Origin of the sequence: Microvirga sp. M2, assembly GCF_047497095.1 — a bacterium.
Classification (GTDB): Bacteria; Pseudomonadota; Alphaproteobacteria; order Rhizobiales; family Beijerinckiaceae; genus Microvirga.
Genome location: NZ_CP134064.1, coordinates 981005 through 996768, shown reverse-complemented (window position 1 = coordinate 996768; position 15764 = coordinate 981005). Strand labels below are relative to the sequence as shown.

Here is a 15764-nt window from a genome sequence, read left to right as displayed (position 1 = left end):
GGGGGCTACGCTCGCGCGAGATCAGAAGCAGGCCAGATGAAGAACATAGTTAGTGAGGAGTAAGACCATGAACCCCAACAACGCCGTCACTATCACAGGCCTGACCCGCGTGGCCAAGCCCAAGGCCGGGAGGAATGGCTTCATTGTTCTGGCCTACTTCGATTGTGTGGCGAACGGCATTGGCATGAAAGGCTGCGCGTTCGTGCGCACACCCAAGAGCGGCTTGGTCGTGTGGCCTCCGAGGCTGGAGGCGACCGACACGCGCCGAGGTCTTACCATTGAGGATGACAGCCTGCGCCATGCCATGATGCAGCATGCTCGTGAGGCCTACCGTGCCCTTGGCGGCACCGATGCGGAGTGGGTGGGCAGCACGATACCAATGGGATTGAGAGAGGCTCAGGACCTCGAGAGAGGCCGGGCTGAGGACGATCAGGTCGATGAGGACGCAGGCCTCCAGCGGTACCTATCGCCCGCGTAAGGGATTCGAAGGTCACTGGAGGCCTTATACGGATAGTTTTACGAATGAGCGTTCATATACTCGATATAGGTGCTGATTGCCAAAGCAAGAGCTTGGAGAAAGACAGAGATAGCCGCGAATGTAGCGCCCAATGCATTCCATTTCGCCTGCTTCCGCGTGCTCTTAGTCACCGCAGCATCATTGTCCCATCCGCCTGGTTGCCCGCGTGCAAGGTATGCAGACCAAGCCCAGGCGCCTGCGGACAATGCGCCAGCAATCACGCTGACTGCCTGGAAGATGATGATTGCGAACTTGAGACCAGAGAATTCCACTTCTACCCCCATGATAAGGAGCAGCCCCTTTAATGAGAGCAAGGTCGTGATGCAATGACATTGATGGCCCGAGAGGCTTCGCCCGGGGCAGGGTCACAACTTTGGGCTTTTAGCCCGGGACCGACGCCCCTCCTTCCCGCGAGACACACCGGAAATTGAGCAAATCTAAAAGGGCATGCACGAAGTTGGCCGAAGTTGCCCGCAGTTCGTGGGGCTCAAACCCTTCTGAGATAAGGCATTCAGGCACATAATCTCTTCAGTTTCGGAGAGATTATGTTCCACTGGCGGCGTAAGAAGTCTGACGAGCAGGAAGCGAAAAGCTGGACGCTTGCTGCGCCCAGCGAGGAACTTCTAGCCCTCTTCGGTGCTCTGCCTGGCACGGCCTCCGGCATTACTGTCTCGGCTGAGAGCGCTCTTCGGGTTCCTGCCGTCGCCTGTGCGGTCCGCGTCATTGCCGAGGCCGTCGCGCAGCTCCCCCTCATCACCTACCAGCGCGGCGAGAACGGCACGAAGGAACGGGCCCTGGATCACCCGGCCTATGCCCTCCTGCACGACGATGCGAACGAATGGCAGAGCGCCTATGACCTGAAGCTCCAGCTTCAGACGGACGTCCTCCTGCACGGCAATGGCTATGGGTTCGTAAACCGGGTCGGCGGCACGGTCCGCGAGGTCATCCGCCTCAACCCGACTGCCATCACTGTCGAGACGGATGGAACAGTCCCTCGCTATGTGCTGATGGAAGGCAAAGCGAAGAGGATCTTCACGCACGATCAGATCATCCACATTCGCAGCCTCTCGACGGACGGCATTCTCGGCAAGAGCCCCGTGAAGCTGGCAGCCGAGGCCATCGGTATCGCCATCGCGCAAGAACGCCATGCCGCCCGCCTCCTCGGCAATGGCGGCCGGCCGAGTGGCGTCCTGAAGTTGGCTGGAAAGCTCTCCCGGGATGCCGTGTCTCGCATCCGGGCGGCATGGAATTCGGCGCATTCGGGAGACAGCGCAGGCGGCACGGCTGTCCTCGAGGAGGACATGAGCTTTGAGCCTCTGAGCTTCAACTCCGTCGACATGCAGTTCCTGGAGCTCAACAAGTTCCAGATTGAGCAGATCGCCCGCATCTTCCGCGTGCCTCCGCACCTCCTGATGGAGCTGGGGCGCGCCACCTGGTCGAACTCGGAAGAGATGGGCCGGGTTTTCCTCACCTACACGCTCATGCCCTGGCTGAAGCAGTGGGAAGGGGCTCTGCGCCGCGCCGTGTTCACGAAGGACGAACGGCAGAAGTTCTTCTCGGAGTTCCTGGTGGACGACTTCCAGCGCGCCGATCTCGCGGCCCGCGCAGCCGCCTACTCGCAACTCATCACGTCCCGGGTGATCAACCCGAACGAGGCCCGCGCCATGGAGAACCGCCCGCCCTATGACGGCGGCGACGAGTTCATCAACCCGAACGTTCAGGCCGCCTCTGACAATCCTCCCGAGGAGACCGAAGAATGAAGATCGAAAGCGGTTTTGGGCTTGAACTCGACACCAAGGCTGTCTCTGACGGCGGCCAATTCGAGGGCTATGCCAGCCTTTGGGGCAAGGTGGATCTCGGCCGCGACGTGGTGCGCAAGGGAGCCTTCACGAAGTCTCTCACGACGCGCCCGGCGAACAAGGTGAAAATGCTCCGGCAGCACTTCATGGATGAGCCGATTGGCGTGTGGCTTGCTCTCTCTGAGGACAGCAAAGGCCTGCATGTGAAGGGCCGCCTGATCCGCGAGACGTCGAAGGGCGCCGAGACCTATGCGCTGATGAAGGAAGGGGCCCTGGATGGCCTCTCCATCGGCTACCGCACCCTGAAAGACACCATCGATCGCCAAAAGGGCGTTCGGTACCTCGATGAAGTCGATCTGCGAGAGATCTCAATCGTGACCTTCCCCATGCTCCCCGATGCGACTGTCTCGGCGATCAAAGGCGAGCAAGAAACCGAGCGGGCCCGATCTATTGTTGCCGCTCTGAACCGCGCCACGGCGGCGCTCCGCTCACTGTGAGGAACACATGAAGCACTTTCCTACTCCTGCGCTCCTGAGCGCAGTCTCCCTCCGGGCGCTCGAAACCAAGAGCGCAACCATTGAACTGAAGGAAGAGGGCGATCCGGCCGACGTCGCGGCCGCCATTTCCGAGCTCCAGACGACCTTCGAGCAGAAGCTCTCCGGCCTCCAGAACGAGGTGAAGGCAGCCAAGGATCGCGCCGACGAGCTGGAGACAAAGCTCAATCGCCCGGGCGGTAGCACGACCAAGACGGACGACGATCAGGAGCGCAAGGCCTTCGAGTCCTTCCTCCGTCGCGGCATTGAACGCATGTCCCCGGACGAGGTGAAGACGCTCACCGTCGCCAATGATCCTTCGGCTGGCTACCTCGCTCCGGAGACCATCGGCACCGAGCTCTTCAAGGACATGGTGGAGTTCTCGCCCATCCGGAACTACGCCCGCGTGGTGCAGATCACGGGCCCCGAGATCCGCTATCCCCGCCGCGTGTCCGGAACGACGGCCCATTGGGTCGACGAGATCGAGGACCGCACGGCCTCTGAGCCTGTCTTCGACCAGATGAGCCTCACCCCTTGGGAGCTTGCGACCTTCACGGAAGTGTCGAATCAGCTCCTGGAGGACAATGCCTATAACCTCGAGGAAGAGCTCCGTCTCGATTACGCCGAGTCCTTCGGCAAGAAAGAGGGCGCCGCCTTTGTTGCCGGCACGGGTACCAAGCAGCCGCGCGGCATCCTCACGGCGACGGGCATTCCCGAGATCCTGACGGGTGCGGCTGGTGGCTTCGCGGCCACGAACCCGGCCGACGCCATCGTGAAGGCCTACTATGCCTTGCCGTCGGCTTATGCGCAGCGCGGCGCCTGGCTGATGAACCGCAACACCATGGGCATCATGAGCCAGTGGAAGGACGGACAGGGCCGCTACCTGCTGATGAACCCGGTCACGGAAGGCGCTCCGTCGGCCCTCCTGGGCCGTCCGATCATCGAGGCGGTGGACATGCCCGACGTCGCGGCCGGAGCCTTCCCGATCGTGTTCGGTGACTGGTCCGGCTACCGGATCGTGGACCGCATCGGCCTCTCCGTCCTGCGCGATCCCTACACCCGCGCCCGCAACGGCATCACGACGTTCCACGCCCGCAAGCGCGTGGGTGGTGACGTCACCCATCCCGACCGCTTCGTGAAAGTGAAGGTGGCGGCCTCCTAAGGCCGCTTCCCCTCACAGGAGGACAGCCCATGCGTGACAATCGCAGCAACATCAAAGTGGTCCCTGTAATCGAGCCGGGCTCCTATTCCGGGAAGGCAGAGGGCAAGGCCGTCGACACGGCTGGCTATGACTCGCTCACCTTCGCCATCTCCATGGCGGAGGGTAGCAGTTCCAGCGGCTTCGATGTCGCCATGGAACACAGCGACGACGGCAAGGAATGGGAACTCGTGCGCCCTGACAACATGCTGGGCGAGGTCGGGCTTGATGCCCCATTCGGCTACACCGGAGGCACCACGGGACAGCGTCGCTATGTGCGCCTGTCTCTCCTCCCGAAAGGAAAAAGCACGAAGGCTACAGGCATTGCCGTGATGGCTATCCTCGGCCATCGGCGCGGAGCTTAGGGCGGCCGTCTTCGAGGCCGATGCGATCCGGCCAACAGCGGAAAGTCATCTCCCCACCGCCCAACGATCTGTTCGAAAGGGGTCAAGGTGACGAGATCGCCACAGGGATCGGGGAAGCGATACCCGATCCCTCATACCCCTTCTGAGAGGACCTGATGACAGTACGAGCGCCCCGGATATGCAGTTGCGGAAGCAAAGTTTCTGCCGGCGCAATGTGCCAGTGCCAGGTGCAACGGAAACGAGAAAACCAGCGCCGAGTTGACGCAGCTCGGGGCAGTGCCCGCGAACGTGGCTACGACACAAAGTGGGCGCGCGAGAGCAAGGCTTTCCTCGCCTCTCTTGGCAATCCCGTCTGCGCCTGCGGCTGCGGCAAGGCTGCCGACATGGTCGATCACAAGGTAGCCCATAAAGGCGACAAGCGCCTGTTCTGGAGCCGATCTAATTGGCAGCCCATGAACCGCCGCTGCAACAGCCGAAAGGCCGTCCTGTCCGAGGGCGCATTCGGGCGAAGGATTCAGACATGAGGCTGACACTCATCACTCCTCCGGCTGCGGAGCCCGTCACCCTGGACGAGGTGAAGGATCATCTTCGCGTCACGAACAACCTTGAGGACGAACTCCTCACAAGCCTCATCGCGACAGCCAGACAGAAGCTGGACGGCCCGCGGGGCCTGCTGGGGCGGTGCCTGATCACTCAGCAGTGGAAGGCGACCTTAGACGGCTTCTCCCGAGAGATCGTGTTCCCCCTCGCCCCCGTGAGCGCAGTGAGTGCCATCATCTACAGGGACGCGACGGGGACCGAGCAGGCCCTCGCACCGGATGCCTACATGGTAGCGGGCCTGCAAGATGATGAACTTGGCTCCATCAGCCCCGTGCGCGGCCGTGCATGGCCATTGATCCCGTATTCACCCGGCAGTGTCTCCGTCACCTTCACGGCAGGCTATGGCGATGCCCCGGAGGACATTCCGGAGCCCATCCGCACCGCAATCAAGATGCTTGTCGGTCACCTCTACGAGAACCGGGAGGCCGTCACGGTCGCATCCGGCTCCATGATCGAGACGCCGATCGGCTGGCAGGATCTGATTGCCGATTACCGCATGAGGGCGTTCTGATGCGCGCAGGCCTCATGGATCGCAGGATCTCGATCGAGCACTTCACGACGCAGGACGACGGGTACGGCAATGAGATTCCGACCTGGGCCGAGATGGCGAACGTCTGGGCTGCCGTACAGCAGGAAAGCGGCCGGGAGTTCATCCAGGCAGCCGCCGTCACACCCGAGCGCCGCGTGGTCTTCCGCATTCGGTGGATGGGAGGGATCACCACGGCTCACCGCGTCATCTACGACGGTCGGCAGCACGATATTCACGAGGTACGCGAACTCGGCCGCCGTGAAGGGATCGAGCTTCACACCATTGCGACGGGTGCCTGATGCGCGGTCGCAAGCCAAACTTTCAGATGATCGAGGGAGGCCTCTCCAAGGTACCGCGCCCGCCGACCTGGCTGCCTGACGAGGCCAAGGAAGAGTGGAAGCGCATTCTCTGTCAACCGAACCGAAGAATTGACCCCTTGGGCGAATTGAAGGTTTGACCCCCTCTCATCGCTTTGTGTCTCCCTCAGTTTCGAGGGCTACTCCGGCCTTCTGCAGAAGGCCGGATCGGCGCTTTTCACGAAGCCGGTAGCTATCGCCGCGGATGGTGATCACCGTCGAATGATGAAGCAGGCGATCCAATATCGCTGTCGCCACGACGGCGTCCCCAAAAACTGATCCCCATTCGCCCACGGAGCGATTGGAGGTGATCAGGATCGAGCCCCGCTCGTAGCGGCGCGACACCAGCTGGAAGAACAGATGCGCCGCATTGGCCTCAAACGGCAGATAGCCAAGTTCGTCGATGATCAGCAGTTTCGGCCGCGCCAAGATCGTCAGCTGCTTGTCGAGCAAGCCATCGTCATGGGCCTTGGCCAGCATTGCCACCAGCGTCGCGGCCGTGACGAACTGCACGCTATAGGTCTGCCGGATCGCCTCGCGTCCGAGAGCGACCGCCAGATGAGTTTTGCCGGTGCCCGGCGGCCCTAAAAGCAAGACCGCATCCCCATGCGCAATCCAGCGGCAGGTGGCCAACTCCCGGACCTGTCGCGGATCCAGCGACGGCTGCGCGTCGAAGTCAAAGCCGTCGAGCTCGCGCACGAACGGGAACTGGGCGATCTTGCTCGCCATGGCGATCCGCCGCTCGTCGCGCCGTGCGATCTCGCACCGGACCAGGAACGCCAGGGCCTCGCGCAAGGTCATGTCCGACCGAGCCGCCTCGTCCAGCAGCGTGTCGAGCTCGAGCTGGTCGCGGATCGCCGTCAGCTTGAGCCGATCGAGCATCGCCACCAGCGCCTCGTGATCGATGGCCGTCATCACCAGCCTCCTCCCACCAGCGCCTCATACTCGGCCAGCGGCCGCAGCAGGGCGGGCGGCACAACGATGTCCGTCGGCGCCGACCGCACCGGCCCCGCGGCGCCGACCACGCCGGCCAGATGCGCACGCTCGACAATCCGTTGGCGGCGGCCCCGGCACAGGGCATGATCGGCGACGACCTCGCCCGCATGACGCACGATCACGCGTCCGCCCAGCACCACGACCTGGACGCTCTCCCCGATCAGCCGCCAGGGCACCGAGTAGCTGTTCGTGTCCAGGTCGATCGCGCAGTCAGCCTGAACCTTGCGCACCAGATCCCGCAGCTGCCCGAACGGCGCCCGCCCGCCGAGGGGACGAAGTGCCCCGGCCTCGTCCGCAAAGCGCTCTGCCGGAGCCACGCCGGTGGTGCCATGCACCCGCTGATCAGCGACCTCACGCGTCCATCGATCCAGATGCGCCTCGAGGGCGGCCCAGCTCTCGAACCGGCGGCCGGCAATGGCATTCTTCTTGACGTAGCCGACCCCGCGCTCGTCCTTTCCCTTCGTGCGCGCCCGGTAGGGCGCACACGCGCGGGGTGCAAATCCCCAGTAGCGGGCAAAGGCATGCAGCCGCCCGTTGAACCGCACCTCCCGGGTGGCCGCATCGTGATGCTCGACGAGCGCCTTGGGATTGTCGAACAGCACTTCCGCTGGAACCCCGCCGAAGCGCAAAAAGGCGCCTTCCATGCCCTCGAACCAGTCCGCCTGGCGCTCGCGCAGGGAGGGTCGAATATGCAGCCGGCGCGAGTAGCCAAGCGTTGCCACGAACAGGTGCACCCGCACCCGCTCACCGCCGATCCACACCCGCGTGTCGCCGAAGTCGATCTGCATCTGCTGGCCCGGGGCCGTCTCAAACCGCACGGTAGCCCGCATCTGCGCCTTCAACTCCCGGCGCCAGCGCTGCACCCGCAGTTCCACCGAGCGAAGCCCGATGACGATGCCGTGCTCGCTCGCCAGTTCCTGGCGCACCACGTCGGCGTTGCCGCTATGCCGGAAGAAGCGCTCCCGCAGCCACTCATCCAGCCCGTCGAAAACAGTCCGGCGCACGGGCTTGCGGAAAACAACAGCCCCGCCCTGGCGCAGATAGCGCCGCACCGTATTGCGCGCGCACCCAAATTCTTTCGCCAGCCGCTTGGCACCCCAGCCAAGCCCATGCAGCCGCAGCATCGCAGCCACCTCCTCAGCCTGAAGCATCTCGTCTCCCCGCATCGTGCGCGACAATGCAGGATCCACTGAAACCCCAATCGACATCTATTCCTCCTTTGCCAAGGAGGGGTCAGGTCTTCCTTTCGTCAGGGGGTCAGTTTCTCAATTCGGACGACATTCTCCCCAGCCTGATCAAGCGCAAGGTTCTCACGGATACCGACATGGGCACGGTTGAGGCCTATTGCCTTGCTGCCGGCACCGTCCGTCGCTCTCAGGCGACCATCACGAGCGAAGGTGACACCATCAACACGAATACAGGGACAAAGCGGCATCCCGCAATTCAAACCATGTTCCAGGCACTGACAGAGCAACGCCGCCTTGCTGCGGAGCTGGGCCTCACGCCCGCTTCACGCATGAAGGCAGGACAGCCACCCGAGGGAGAAGAGGGCTATGACGACCCTTATTCCGAACTGGGTATTTGACGACACCCCTATCCCCGACCCGCACGGCCGGGCCGCCCGCATGCTCCAGTTCGCGGATATTCTCCGGCATCCGAAAGCGGATGGACCCGACAAGCGCCCTCTCAGGTCCAAGTGGCAGCGCCGGATCATCGAGCGGATCTATGGCCCGTCCGACGAGAGCGGCAAGCGCCAGGTCAAGACCGTCTTCATTCTCCTGCCTCGAGGAGCCCGCAAAACTACACTCGCCTCCGTCCTCGCCCTTGGTCACACGATCGGGCCGGAACAGCGCCCGGGCGGTCAGGTGGTCTCGGCAGCCAGCGACAGAACACAGGCCCGCCTTGCCTTCGACGAGGCCTCAGACATCATCCGCTCCGATCCGCGGCTGCTGGATGCAACCCGGCTGCGGGACACCAAGAACCGGATCGAGCACAAGAAGAGCCGGAGCAACTACGTCGCGATCTCGGCAGACGGGGACGCGCAGCACGGCAAGACGCCCATCTTCGTCCTCGCGGACGAGCTCCACGTGTGGCGCGGCTTCAGCCTCTGGAATGCTCTGAAGACAGGTGCCTCCAAAACACCCGTCTCCCTGACGATCGTCATCACCACGGCAGGCGAGCGGCCGGAGGGGATCTGCTGGGACCTGTTCCAGTATGCCCTCAGGTGCCACAACGACCCGACGAAGGATCCCTCATTCCTGCCGATCCTGTTCCAGGCGGATGCCCGCGCGGATTGGGACGATGAAGAACTCTGGCGCCTAGTGAACCCCGGCCTGGACGAAGGCTTCCCCGATCTGGACGAGCTGCGGGCCGAGGCACGGCTTGCCCGGGAGCTCCCGAAGCTGCGGGAAGGATTCAAGCAGACACACCTGAACGTATGGGCGGACGGCAGCGCGGCTGGTTGGGTCGAGATGGCCGTCTATGACGAGGCCTCCGATCCCATCAATGAGGACGCTCTTGAGGGCAAAACCTGCTGGATCGCGGTCGACATGTCCAAGAGCTACGACCTGACGGCCATCGTAGCGGCATTTCCTCACGAGGACGGCGGCCATCAGGTTCTGACATTCCCCTTCCTTCCGGAGGCAGCCTTCAAGCGCCGGATGCAGGAAGAGCCGGATATCCCTTGGCAGCAATGGCGTGAGGAGGGATCGCTCACCGTGATCCCAGGCGACCTGATCGATGACGGTGTGATCGAGGCCAAGATCCGCGAGCTGTACGACACCTACGACGTGCAGGAGATCGCCTTCGATCCGAAGTTCGCGGCGAAGATCATGGCGAACCTGATTGCGGATGATCTGCCGGCCGTCGAGTTGCCCCAGCGGCCTCTCACAATGGGACCGTTCTACAACGAGATGCAGAAGGCCATCATTGCCCGCCGCTTCCGGCATGGCGGCCATCCTGTGCTGCGGTGGTGCGTGCAGAATGCCGTGCCGATCTACGGCGACACCGGGCTTCCCTACCTGTCGAAGAAGAAGAGCACCAAGGCGATCGACTGCATCGTGGCAGCGGCCATGGCGACAGGCCGAGCTGACGCGGGCGGTGGGGGACCATCCATCTACGAGGACGAGGACGAGCGGCCCCACGGTCTGCTCTTTGTGTGAGGCTTAGATTATGCGGATGAGTGCTGCCCAAAAAGACTGACAAATTCGCAAGAATGCAAGTGCTGATGGCACGGCGACAATGACGAAGCCTATGCCGTAGCAGAATCCAGCAAGAGTTCTCCAATCAGTCTGCGCCCTGTCCTCTGCATCGTAATAGAGACGCAGAATAGTCGTTTGGGATTCAGCCTTCGCGGCATCTAGCTGACGTGTATCATTATTGCCGAGTTCGATCGTTGCCTTCTGCGCTAAAAGGTAATCTCGCTCACGATAAAAACCTGTCGTTGCAATGATGAAGTCATCAACGTCTGCATACTTTTTTACGAGGCTCGGACACTTCCATTGGTACACCAACGAAGCAATGCCAATTATAAAAAATCCGAAGTAAAGCGCATACAGCCTTAACGAGTTTAGCTTGTCTAGGAAGCTAGCGTGCGGAGACTCAATAAGGTCAATTGAGCTCGGAACATAAAACGGTGAGCTTTTGATAAGCTCAAGAAGCGTCTCATTGAACAGGATCATATACCCGACAACTGGTATTATACCTGCCAACTGGACAATACGCGAGTTACCGATTGATCTTAGCTCGCTCCAATGTTCAAGCTTCATATGTCGCCCCCGACGAATTAGGAATCTGGTCAGGGAATGGCAGCGGGGGAGCAAAAAGTCTAGATCTCGTCCATTATGGATCGTGGCCAATGGTTAAACCTGAAATTTCCCAGATTTTTATGTGGGGCCGAAGGCTAAGCGCTAGCCGAGATGGGCTCACAGGGCTCCTGCCCTCGCGGACAGCACAATTGGGCTTCCCACCCCAAGTATAAGCCATCTAGGACGCGGCCGAATACCTGTCATCGGATGATGAGTTCTGGCCGACTTTCGTGGCAGCGGCAGAGCAGACCTATGGAGCAGAGCGGGCTGCTGAATTGCTTTCGTCGACTGTCTGAAGGAGCAATCCACAGGGACTCCTCGCGTGAGCCGTCACCAACCGATCCCCAAGGCGACGGCCTCGTCGTTGGGCCGAGCGCTGCCGAGCCGGTCGACCAACTCATCAATGGCAATCAGGGCCATCTGCTTCGCATTTTCGAGTGCCTTCGCGCTCTCTCCCGTTGGGAAGGGCCGCTCAAGTTCCTCTGCGTAATCTCGACACGTCCGCACAGCCTCATGCGCCGCTTCGGTCATCTCCGGAGTGGCCCTCACATAGGCCATGGCATTCCGCACATATGCCTCTGAGTTCCGCCAGAGCAGTTTGGCGTTGACGGTGTTCGCGTTTTGCACGGCTGTGCGAAGCGGATCGATGTGGGATGCCAAGGCTTCTGGTAGACTAGACAAGACAGTGCCTCTCAAATGGGCAGGGAGTGTAATAGGGCTGCGTCAGTTATAAGCGCTATGCGTTATCTTTGCCAGAGCGCACCTCCGTCGCTCCTGCCGTTGTCATACCTAAGATATCGATGAGGCCGGGGTCAGCTCGCAAAGCTGCCCGGCCTTTTTCATGTGCACTCAATTGCGCTCAATGCAGCCCAAAGACCCGAGCAAGTTCATGGGACGAAGGGCTGCGCCCGTCTACTCCAGCTCCGGATCATACTCGAGATTTTGCGCTTCCAAATCGAGGTGGGCTTGTTTGTATGCGCCCACGACAACACCTTGGGTCTGTTTGAGAAACTCATCAATGACGTCGCAGCATTGGTCGCTTTTCGGAAGTTCCACGTATGGCGCTCCAGGGTACCGGAACCAGTATCCTTCGTGCTCAGGCGACATCAGCTCGACGAGCGTTTGAAGTAATTTGTCAGATATAGGAAATCCGGGTTTTACCTTCGCCTGATCGTATGCAGCACTAAGGTCATGGCTGATCTGCCTTAGCGCTTTGTTGTCGGCCCCATGCGCCGCGAGGAATGACTTCAGGGCTAGCTCCAGCGCGTGGCAGAGCAGAAAGTATCTCGGCCTGAGCATCTGGTCCGGATATTCGCGCCCGAGCACCCGTGCGGCTTGAGCGTAAGATCGCGCCTCGCTACGATACTTCCAAGCACGAATGCCTGGAGGCATGGGGACCACGTTTGGTTTCATCACCCACCCCTCTGCTCCAGTCTCTTGCACGCGCCCGGGATCATCAGGTGCCAGTGCCGCTCCACATCCCGCTCAATGAGTTCCCGGCGCGCCTTCCCGCTCAAAGCTGGGTACCAGCCCGAGCGCCCGATCGTCTCGCGCATCATGGCGCGGGCCTTGGCCTCGATCTCCTTATCGTGCAGCGCTGTCACCATCTGCCCTTTCAGAATCACGATTTGGGCGGATGGTAGCTTGCTAGGCCCTCGATCGGAATCCCTCAAGCCGATGGCGGCCCGGAATTAGCCTACAAGGCTGCCAAGCCTTGTTCGTGTGGGCTAGGCTGCGAAATGCTTGATGAAGCAAATGTTGGTCGGCTTTATCAGACGTTCGAAGCCATATCGAAGGGCAACTGACTGGAGGATCTCGTTATGAACCTGCTCCAAGAATATGCCCTTGAACCCACGCTGGGGTAGCTCGCGCTCGAGAAAGGCCATCAGGGATCGAAAGGCGCCCTTACTGTACATAGTCCCTTTCGGCTTTGATAGATCCTTGCTTACTCTGTAGGGATTCTTTCCTTTGCTGATTTTATCGTCGATGATGGCGTCGATAACTGGACCGTCCAAGCCAAGCCGGATCAGCGGGAAGTAGTCCTTATAATCGTGAGCCGTTCGCACGTAGATCGACATGAACAGGTCCGACCGGGCGAAGCCCTCGATGTCGAACAGGACGTCCGCACCAAAGAACACCTCCCCTGGCTTCAGGTAGTCCAAGAACTCGGGAAGCGGCATCAGCTTCAGGTAGGTCGGAAGCTCGTCGTACTCGTCATATGACGAGGCCAATTCCCTATTATAGCCCATGTATTTCGGTGCGCGGTCGGAGTTCTCGACGAACCCATCATCGTCATCGGCCAGCAAATCAGTCATCCCGCCTGCTCCATCAGGTGTGCGGCGCCCCCGGGGTGGAGTGTTGAGCGAGACGGTTAACAATCTCTAAATGTCACCACTTGCAGGCTTCACGGAGCGGCTTGATAGCGTCCTCAACTCCTGCGATCGGGAAATCCAACTCAATAGCCGACTCATTATAGGGCACCGCTCGGACGTAGAGCGACTTCCCGCCGAAGAGATCTTTGATGAAAGGTATTGCTGATGACCTCTCCCACAGGCCTAGAGCGCTATGGTCATTCGACTCGCGCATGGGCAAAGTTTTTGGGGTATTCGTGTCGACCCTAGTGCTTACCCTGCCGGCGCTACCTAGGCTGGACATAAAATGATCGCCGAATGCGAAGTATATGTGAGTTGCTCTTTCCCGGCAGATAATCACCAGCGTTCCGTACTTTTCCTGTCCATACTTCCCGCGGATAGCGGCAACGGATGCGACCGACAGGGCCACCTCTCGGGAATCATCCAATCGGGACTTTTCTTCTACGACCTGCCATTTGCTGGCGTTCGTTACTTTGGCAGTCTTGCGGTGAACAAGGTCGTAGCACTCAAGCCGGACCTTATCTTCTGACAGAGCAGCACAGGTTCTCGGATCCTGAGCATAGGCCGACAGTGGCATGAGGCCGAGCAGCCCAATAAGAAAATACCGATGCATCACCAGCCCCCAGCAGGTCACAGCCAATTTGAGGATGTTCTTCCCCGTTCTCAACGAGAATCACAACAGAGAGGTAGATTGGGGTATGGAATCACTACCCTCAAACCTTTATGGCGCTGGCGTTTATCGGTGAGTTTTCGGGTAATTTAGGCCCAGTGAACCAGGATGTTAGTCAGGATCAGAAAGGTTCAATTCGCGCTTATAAAAATGCTTTCGCTGGATCCACCGGAAGCCTTCATGCTTGGTGATAGCTGCGATCTCGATAGGGCCGCCGACAGTCTTCGGCTGGCGAAAAACCGAAAAACGCATGAACCCGATCGTGGTCTCTACTAGGTATCGAGCCAGATCGATGGCGTCGTGGATCGGCATCGAAGGCAGCGCCATATGGTTGTATAATTCGCCGGCGACTTTCTGAACATCTGCCGTCCGTTCGTCTGGAACTCCGAGATTTTTAACGACCTGGCCGAAATCCACCGGGAAGCCGAGAATGAGGCGGTTCAGCGCTTCATAGTCTCCGTCCCAATTAACACCCCATCCTTGCTCATCACGTACACAGAAGAGATCGTGAAACTGCCCTTCGCGGATTACAAGATCCCACAGTTCAGGCAAAGGCCGGCCACTGCCGTAGCCTGCAATTCGAAGCTGCATGCTGACCTCAGGCGTACTCTTTTCTTGCAAAATTTCTGCAACTCTCGAAGCAACCTCGTGCATGGAATAGTGCTCCCGATTGAGCGTCCATTCCTTGAAGTTCGTATCACTTCCTGAAAGCCTCTTCCTAAGATCTTTCAAGATTGTAGTGATTGACTCTGAACCAATTCCGCCAGCGCCAGTAACCATCGCTCCAATCGGAAGTCCTTTTACGAGGTTCACGATCTTCTCTGCATGGTGATAAATCTGGCCCGTACCGAAGGTCGCTGCACTGTCTGATGCAAGCACAATGCCATCATTGATTTTGACGGATACAATAACGGTCATGCTGAGCCCCCCTCCTCGTAATGCTGGCTTCAGAATGACCGAAAATCATCCTGTGGCATCCTAAGACTTTAGTCTTTTTCTAGATATGTTTCGCGCTTCAGCCGGTCGGCAATTATTAGCCGGTTCATCTCTGGGAGGAGACGGGATTTGGGGGTGGTCTCGCATCACCTCGTCAATAACCCCGCGCATGTCGCGAGGCCGATGAAGGGACCCAAACGAAGAGACAATCATGCTAGCTATCGTTCGGGTTCTGCTGAGGCTATCGGTGGCAGCGCGAGTGTTACCTGTGGAAAATTCAATAACTTTCAGTTTACATAGCGGAAAGTAATTGTTTTTCCGATTGGTTGCCTTAAACCTATTGAATATCCAATAGGAGATTGAGGCATGGTCCTTCCCAAGTACAAGGCTCGCACGGCTCTCGCGACTGAGATCGCGATGGTCAACCGACAGCGTTTCAATGAGGCTGTTGCAGAAGGGTTCTATCCCTGTGCTCCGGCGACTGTTCGCGGGTCGACCAGGCTCTTTGACGTGAACGACATCGTGACGCTTCGGATCTATGGGCGACTGCTGGATGAAGGAATGGTCCCGCGGGCTGCTGGGGCTACCGCTTGCGGCCTCCGCACCCTGCTTGCGCAGTATCCTGAGGCTGAGCGGGTGGTCCACGTCACCACGTCAATGGGTAGTCCTGTTTGGATGCCGTCTGATCAGTTTGACAAAAACGCTGAAATGATGAGCGGCATGGACATCGTGTCGGTCCGTGAGTGGTTCCTGAAGTTCACCCGGGCGCGTGTTATCCATGAGCTTGAGCAGGAGGCCTACACCGTTGGGCCCCGAGACGACGATGAGTGATGAAGGGACGAACCATGAGCAATGATCGTCTCCTCCGGGGTGCCAAGCTGATTGGAAAATCCCTTGGCGTCTCTGAGCATACCGCTCGGCGATGGGCCGCTAAGGGCATCATTCCAGCCCGCAAGATCAATGGGCGCACGTCGCCCCTCACAGCGCGGAAGTCCGATATCGATCGCTTGAAGCACAATTTTGGGGAGGACCAGAATAGGAAAACGAATGTCATTTGACATTCATCCGCCTCTGCCTACAAAGAATG

General features: G+C 59.7%; 20 protein-coding genes. 10 read left to right on the top strand and 10 right to left on the bottom strand.

Going from position 1 to position 15764, the window contains the following annotated elements:
* The first annotated feature begins 67 nt into the window (after positions 1 to 67).
* Positions 68 to 478 (top strand): hypothetical protein, encoded by a 411-nt coding sequence (locus RE429_RS24210; protein ID WP_414474324.1) that lies wholly within the window; start codon positions 68 to 70, stop codon positions 476 to 478.
* Between the two features lie 38 nt (positions 479 to 516).
* Here the strand turns inward: RE429_RS24210 and RE429_RS24205 are convergent, their stop codons facing one another.
* The gene (locus RE429_RS24205; protein ID WP_414474323.1) at positions 517 to 801 is read right to left on the bottom strand and encodes a hypothetical protein; all 285 of its coding nucleotides are present in this window, start codon (positions 799 to 801) and stop codon (positions 517 to 519) included.
* Positions 802 to 1062: 261 nt separating this feature from the next.
* On the opposite strand from RE429_RS24205, the gene RE429_RS24200 reads away from it, so the two are divergent.
* The 6 genes from RE429_RS24200 (at position 1063) to RE429_RS24175 (ending at position 5840) form a co-directional block, all read left to right on the top strand.
* Positions 1063 to 2277, top strand: a complete 1215-nt coding sequence (locus RE429_RS24200; RefSeq protein WP_414474322.1) for a phage portal protein — start codon at positions 1063 to 1065, stop codon at positions 2275 to 2277.
* Positions 2274 to 2813, top strand: coding sequence for an HK97 family phage prohead protease (locus RE429_RS24195; RefSeq protein ID WP_414474321.1), 540 nt, complete (start codon positions 2274 to 2276; stop codon positions 2811 to 2813). The genes RE429_RS24200 and RE429_RS24195 overlap by 4 nt, the downstream gene beginning before the upstream one ends.
* A 7-nt stretch (positions 2814 to 2820) precedes the next feature.
* On the top strand, positions 2821 to 4011 hold the full coding sequence (locus RE429_RS24190) for a phage major capsid protein (protein ID WP_414474320.1): 1191 nt from the start codon (positions 2821 to 2823) through the stop codon (positions 4009 to 4011).
* Between the two features lie 29 nt (positions 4012 to 4040).
* Complete coding sequence (locus RE429_RS24185) at positions 4041 to 4412, top strand: hypothetical protein (RefSeq protein WP_414474319.1); 372 nt, start codon at positions 4041 to 4043, stop codon at positions 4410 to 4412.
* A gap of 520 nt (positions 4413 to 4932) precedes the next feature.
* Positions 4933 to 5523 carry a head-tail connector protein gene (locus RE429_RS24180; protein ID WP_414474318.1) on the top strand — a complete coding sequence of 197 codons (591 nt, stop codon included), beginning with the start codon at positions 4933 to 4935 and terminating at the stop codon, positions 5521 to 5523.
* Positions 5523 to 5840: a phage head closure protein gene (locus RE429_RS24175; protein ID WP_414474317.1), complete on the top strand. Its 318-nt coding sequence runs from the start codon at positions 5523 to 5525 to the stop codon at positions 5838 to 5840. The genes RE429_RS24180 and RE429_RS24175 overlap by 1 nt, the downstream gene beginning before the upstream one ends.
* Before the next feature lie 165 nt (positions 5841 to 6005).
* On the opposite strand, the gene istB is transcribed toward RE429_RS24175, so the two are convergent.
* Both istB and istA read right to left on the bottom strand, forming a co-directional pair.
* Positions 6006 to 6812, bottom strand: a complete 807-nt coding sequence (gene istB, locus RE429_RS24170) for an IS21-like element helper ATPase IstB (protein ID WP_414474316.1) — start codon at positions 6810 to 6812, stop codon at positions 6006 to 6008.
* Positions 6812 to 8101, bottom strand: coding sequence for an IS21 family transposase (gene istA, locus RE429_RS24165; RefSeq protein WP_414471375.1), 1290 nt, complete (start codon positions 8099 to 8101; stop codon positions 6812 to 6814). Before istA ends, istB begins: the two co-directional genes overlap by 1 nt.
* A gap of 116 nt (positions 8102 to 8217) precedes the next feature.
* Here istA and RE429_RS24160 point away from each other — a divergent pair, with 116 nt between their 5' ends.
* Positions 8218 to 8478, top strand: coding sequence for a P27 family phage terminase small subunit (locus tag RE429_RS24160; protein ID WP_414474315.1), 261 nt, complete (start codon positions 8218 to 8220; stop codon positions 8476 to 8478).
* Positions 8447 to 10054: a terminase large subunit gene (locus RE429_RS24155; RefSeq protein WP_414474314.1), complete on the top strand. Its 1608-nt coding sequence runs from the start codon at positions 8447 to 8449 to the stop codon at positions 10052 to 10054. Before RE429_RS24160 ends, RE429_RS24155 begins: the two co-directional genes overlap by 32 nt.
* A gap of 3 nt (positions 10055 to 10057) precedes the next feature.
* On the opposite strand, the gene RE429_RS24150 is transcribed toward RE429_RS24155, so the two are convergent.
* The 7 genes from RE429_RS24150 to RE429_RS24120 form a co-directional block, all read right to left on the bottom strand.
* Positions 10058 to 10660: a hypothetical protein gene (locus RE429_RS24150; protein ID WP_414474313.1), complete on the bottom strand. Its 603-nt coding sequence runs from the start codon at positions 10658 to 10660 to the stop codon at positions 10058 to 10060.
* A gap of 369 nt (positions 10661 to 11029) precedes the next feature.
* Complete coding sequence (locus RE429_RS24145) at positions 11030 to 11257, bottom strand: hypothetical protein (protein ID WP_414474312.1); 228 nt, start codon at positions 11255 to 11257, stop codon at positions 11030 to 11032.
* Between the two features lie 354 nt (positions 11258 to 11611).
* Positions 11612 to 12112: a hypothetical protein gene (locus RE429_RS24140; RefSeq protein ID WP_414474311.1), complete on the bottom strand. Its 501-nt coding sequence runs from the start codon at positions 12110 to 12112 to the stop codon at positions 11612 to 11614.
* The gene (locus tag RE429_RS24135; RefSeq protein ID WP_414474310.1) at positions 12112 to 12306 is read right to left on the bottom strand and encodes a hypothetical protein; all 195 of its coding nucleotides are present in this window, start codon (positions 12304 to 12306) and stop codon (positions 12112 to 12114) included. The genes RE429_RS24140 and RE429_RS24135 overlap by 1 nt, the downstream gene beginning before the upstream one ends.
* 120 nt (positions 12307 to 12426) lie before the next feature.
* A complete protein-coding gene (locus RE429_RS24130; RefSeq protein WP_414474309.1) occupies positions 12427 to 13014 on the bottom strand; it encodes a hypothetical protein in 588 nt (195 codons plus the stop codon).
* 73 nt (positions 13015 to 13087) lie between these two features.
* Positions 13088 to 13705, bottom strand: a complete 618-nt coding sequence (locus tag RE429_RS24125) for a type VI secretion system-associated protein TagO (RefSeq protein ID WP_414475903.1) — start codon at positions 13703 to 13705, stop codon at positions 13088 to 13090.
* A gap of 147 nt (positions 13706 to 13852) precedes the next feature.
* The gene (locus tag RE429_RS24120) at positions 13853 to 14659 is read right to left on the bottom strand and encodes a hypothetical protein (protein WP_414474308.1); all 807 of its coding nucleotides are present in this window, start codon (positions 14657 to 14659) and stop codon (positions 13853 to 13855) included.
* A gap of 384 nt (positions 14660 to 15043) precedes the next feature.
* On the opposite strand from RE429_RS24120, the gene RE429_RS24115 reads away from it, so the two are divergent.
* Entirely contained in the window at positions 15044 to 15508 is a 465-nt protein-coding gene (locus RE429_RS24115; RefSeq protein WP_414474307.1) for a hypothetical protein, read from the top strand.
* Positions 15509 to 15764: the final 256 nt, after the last annotated feature.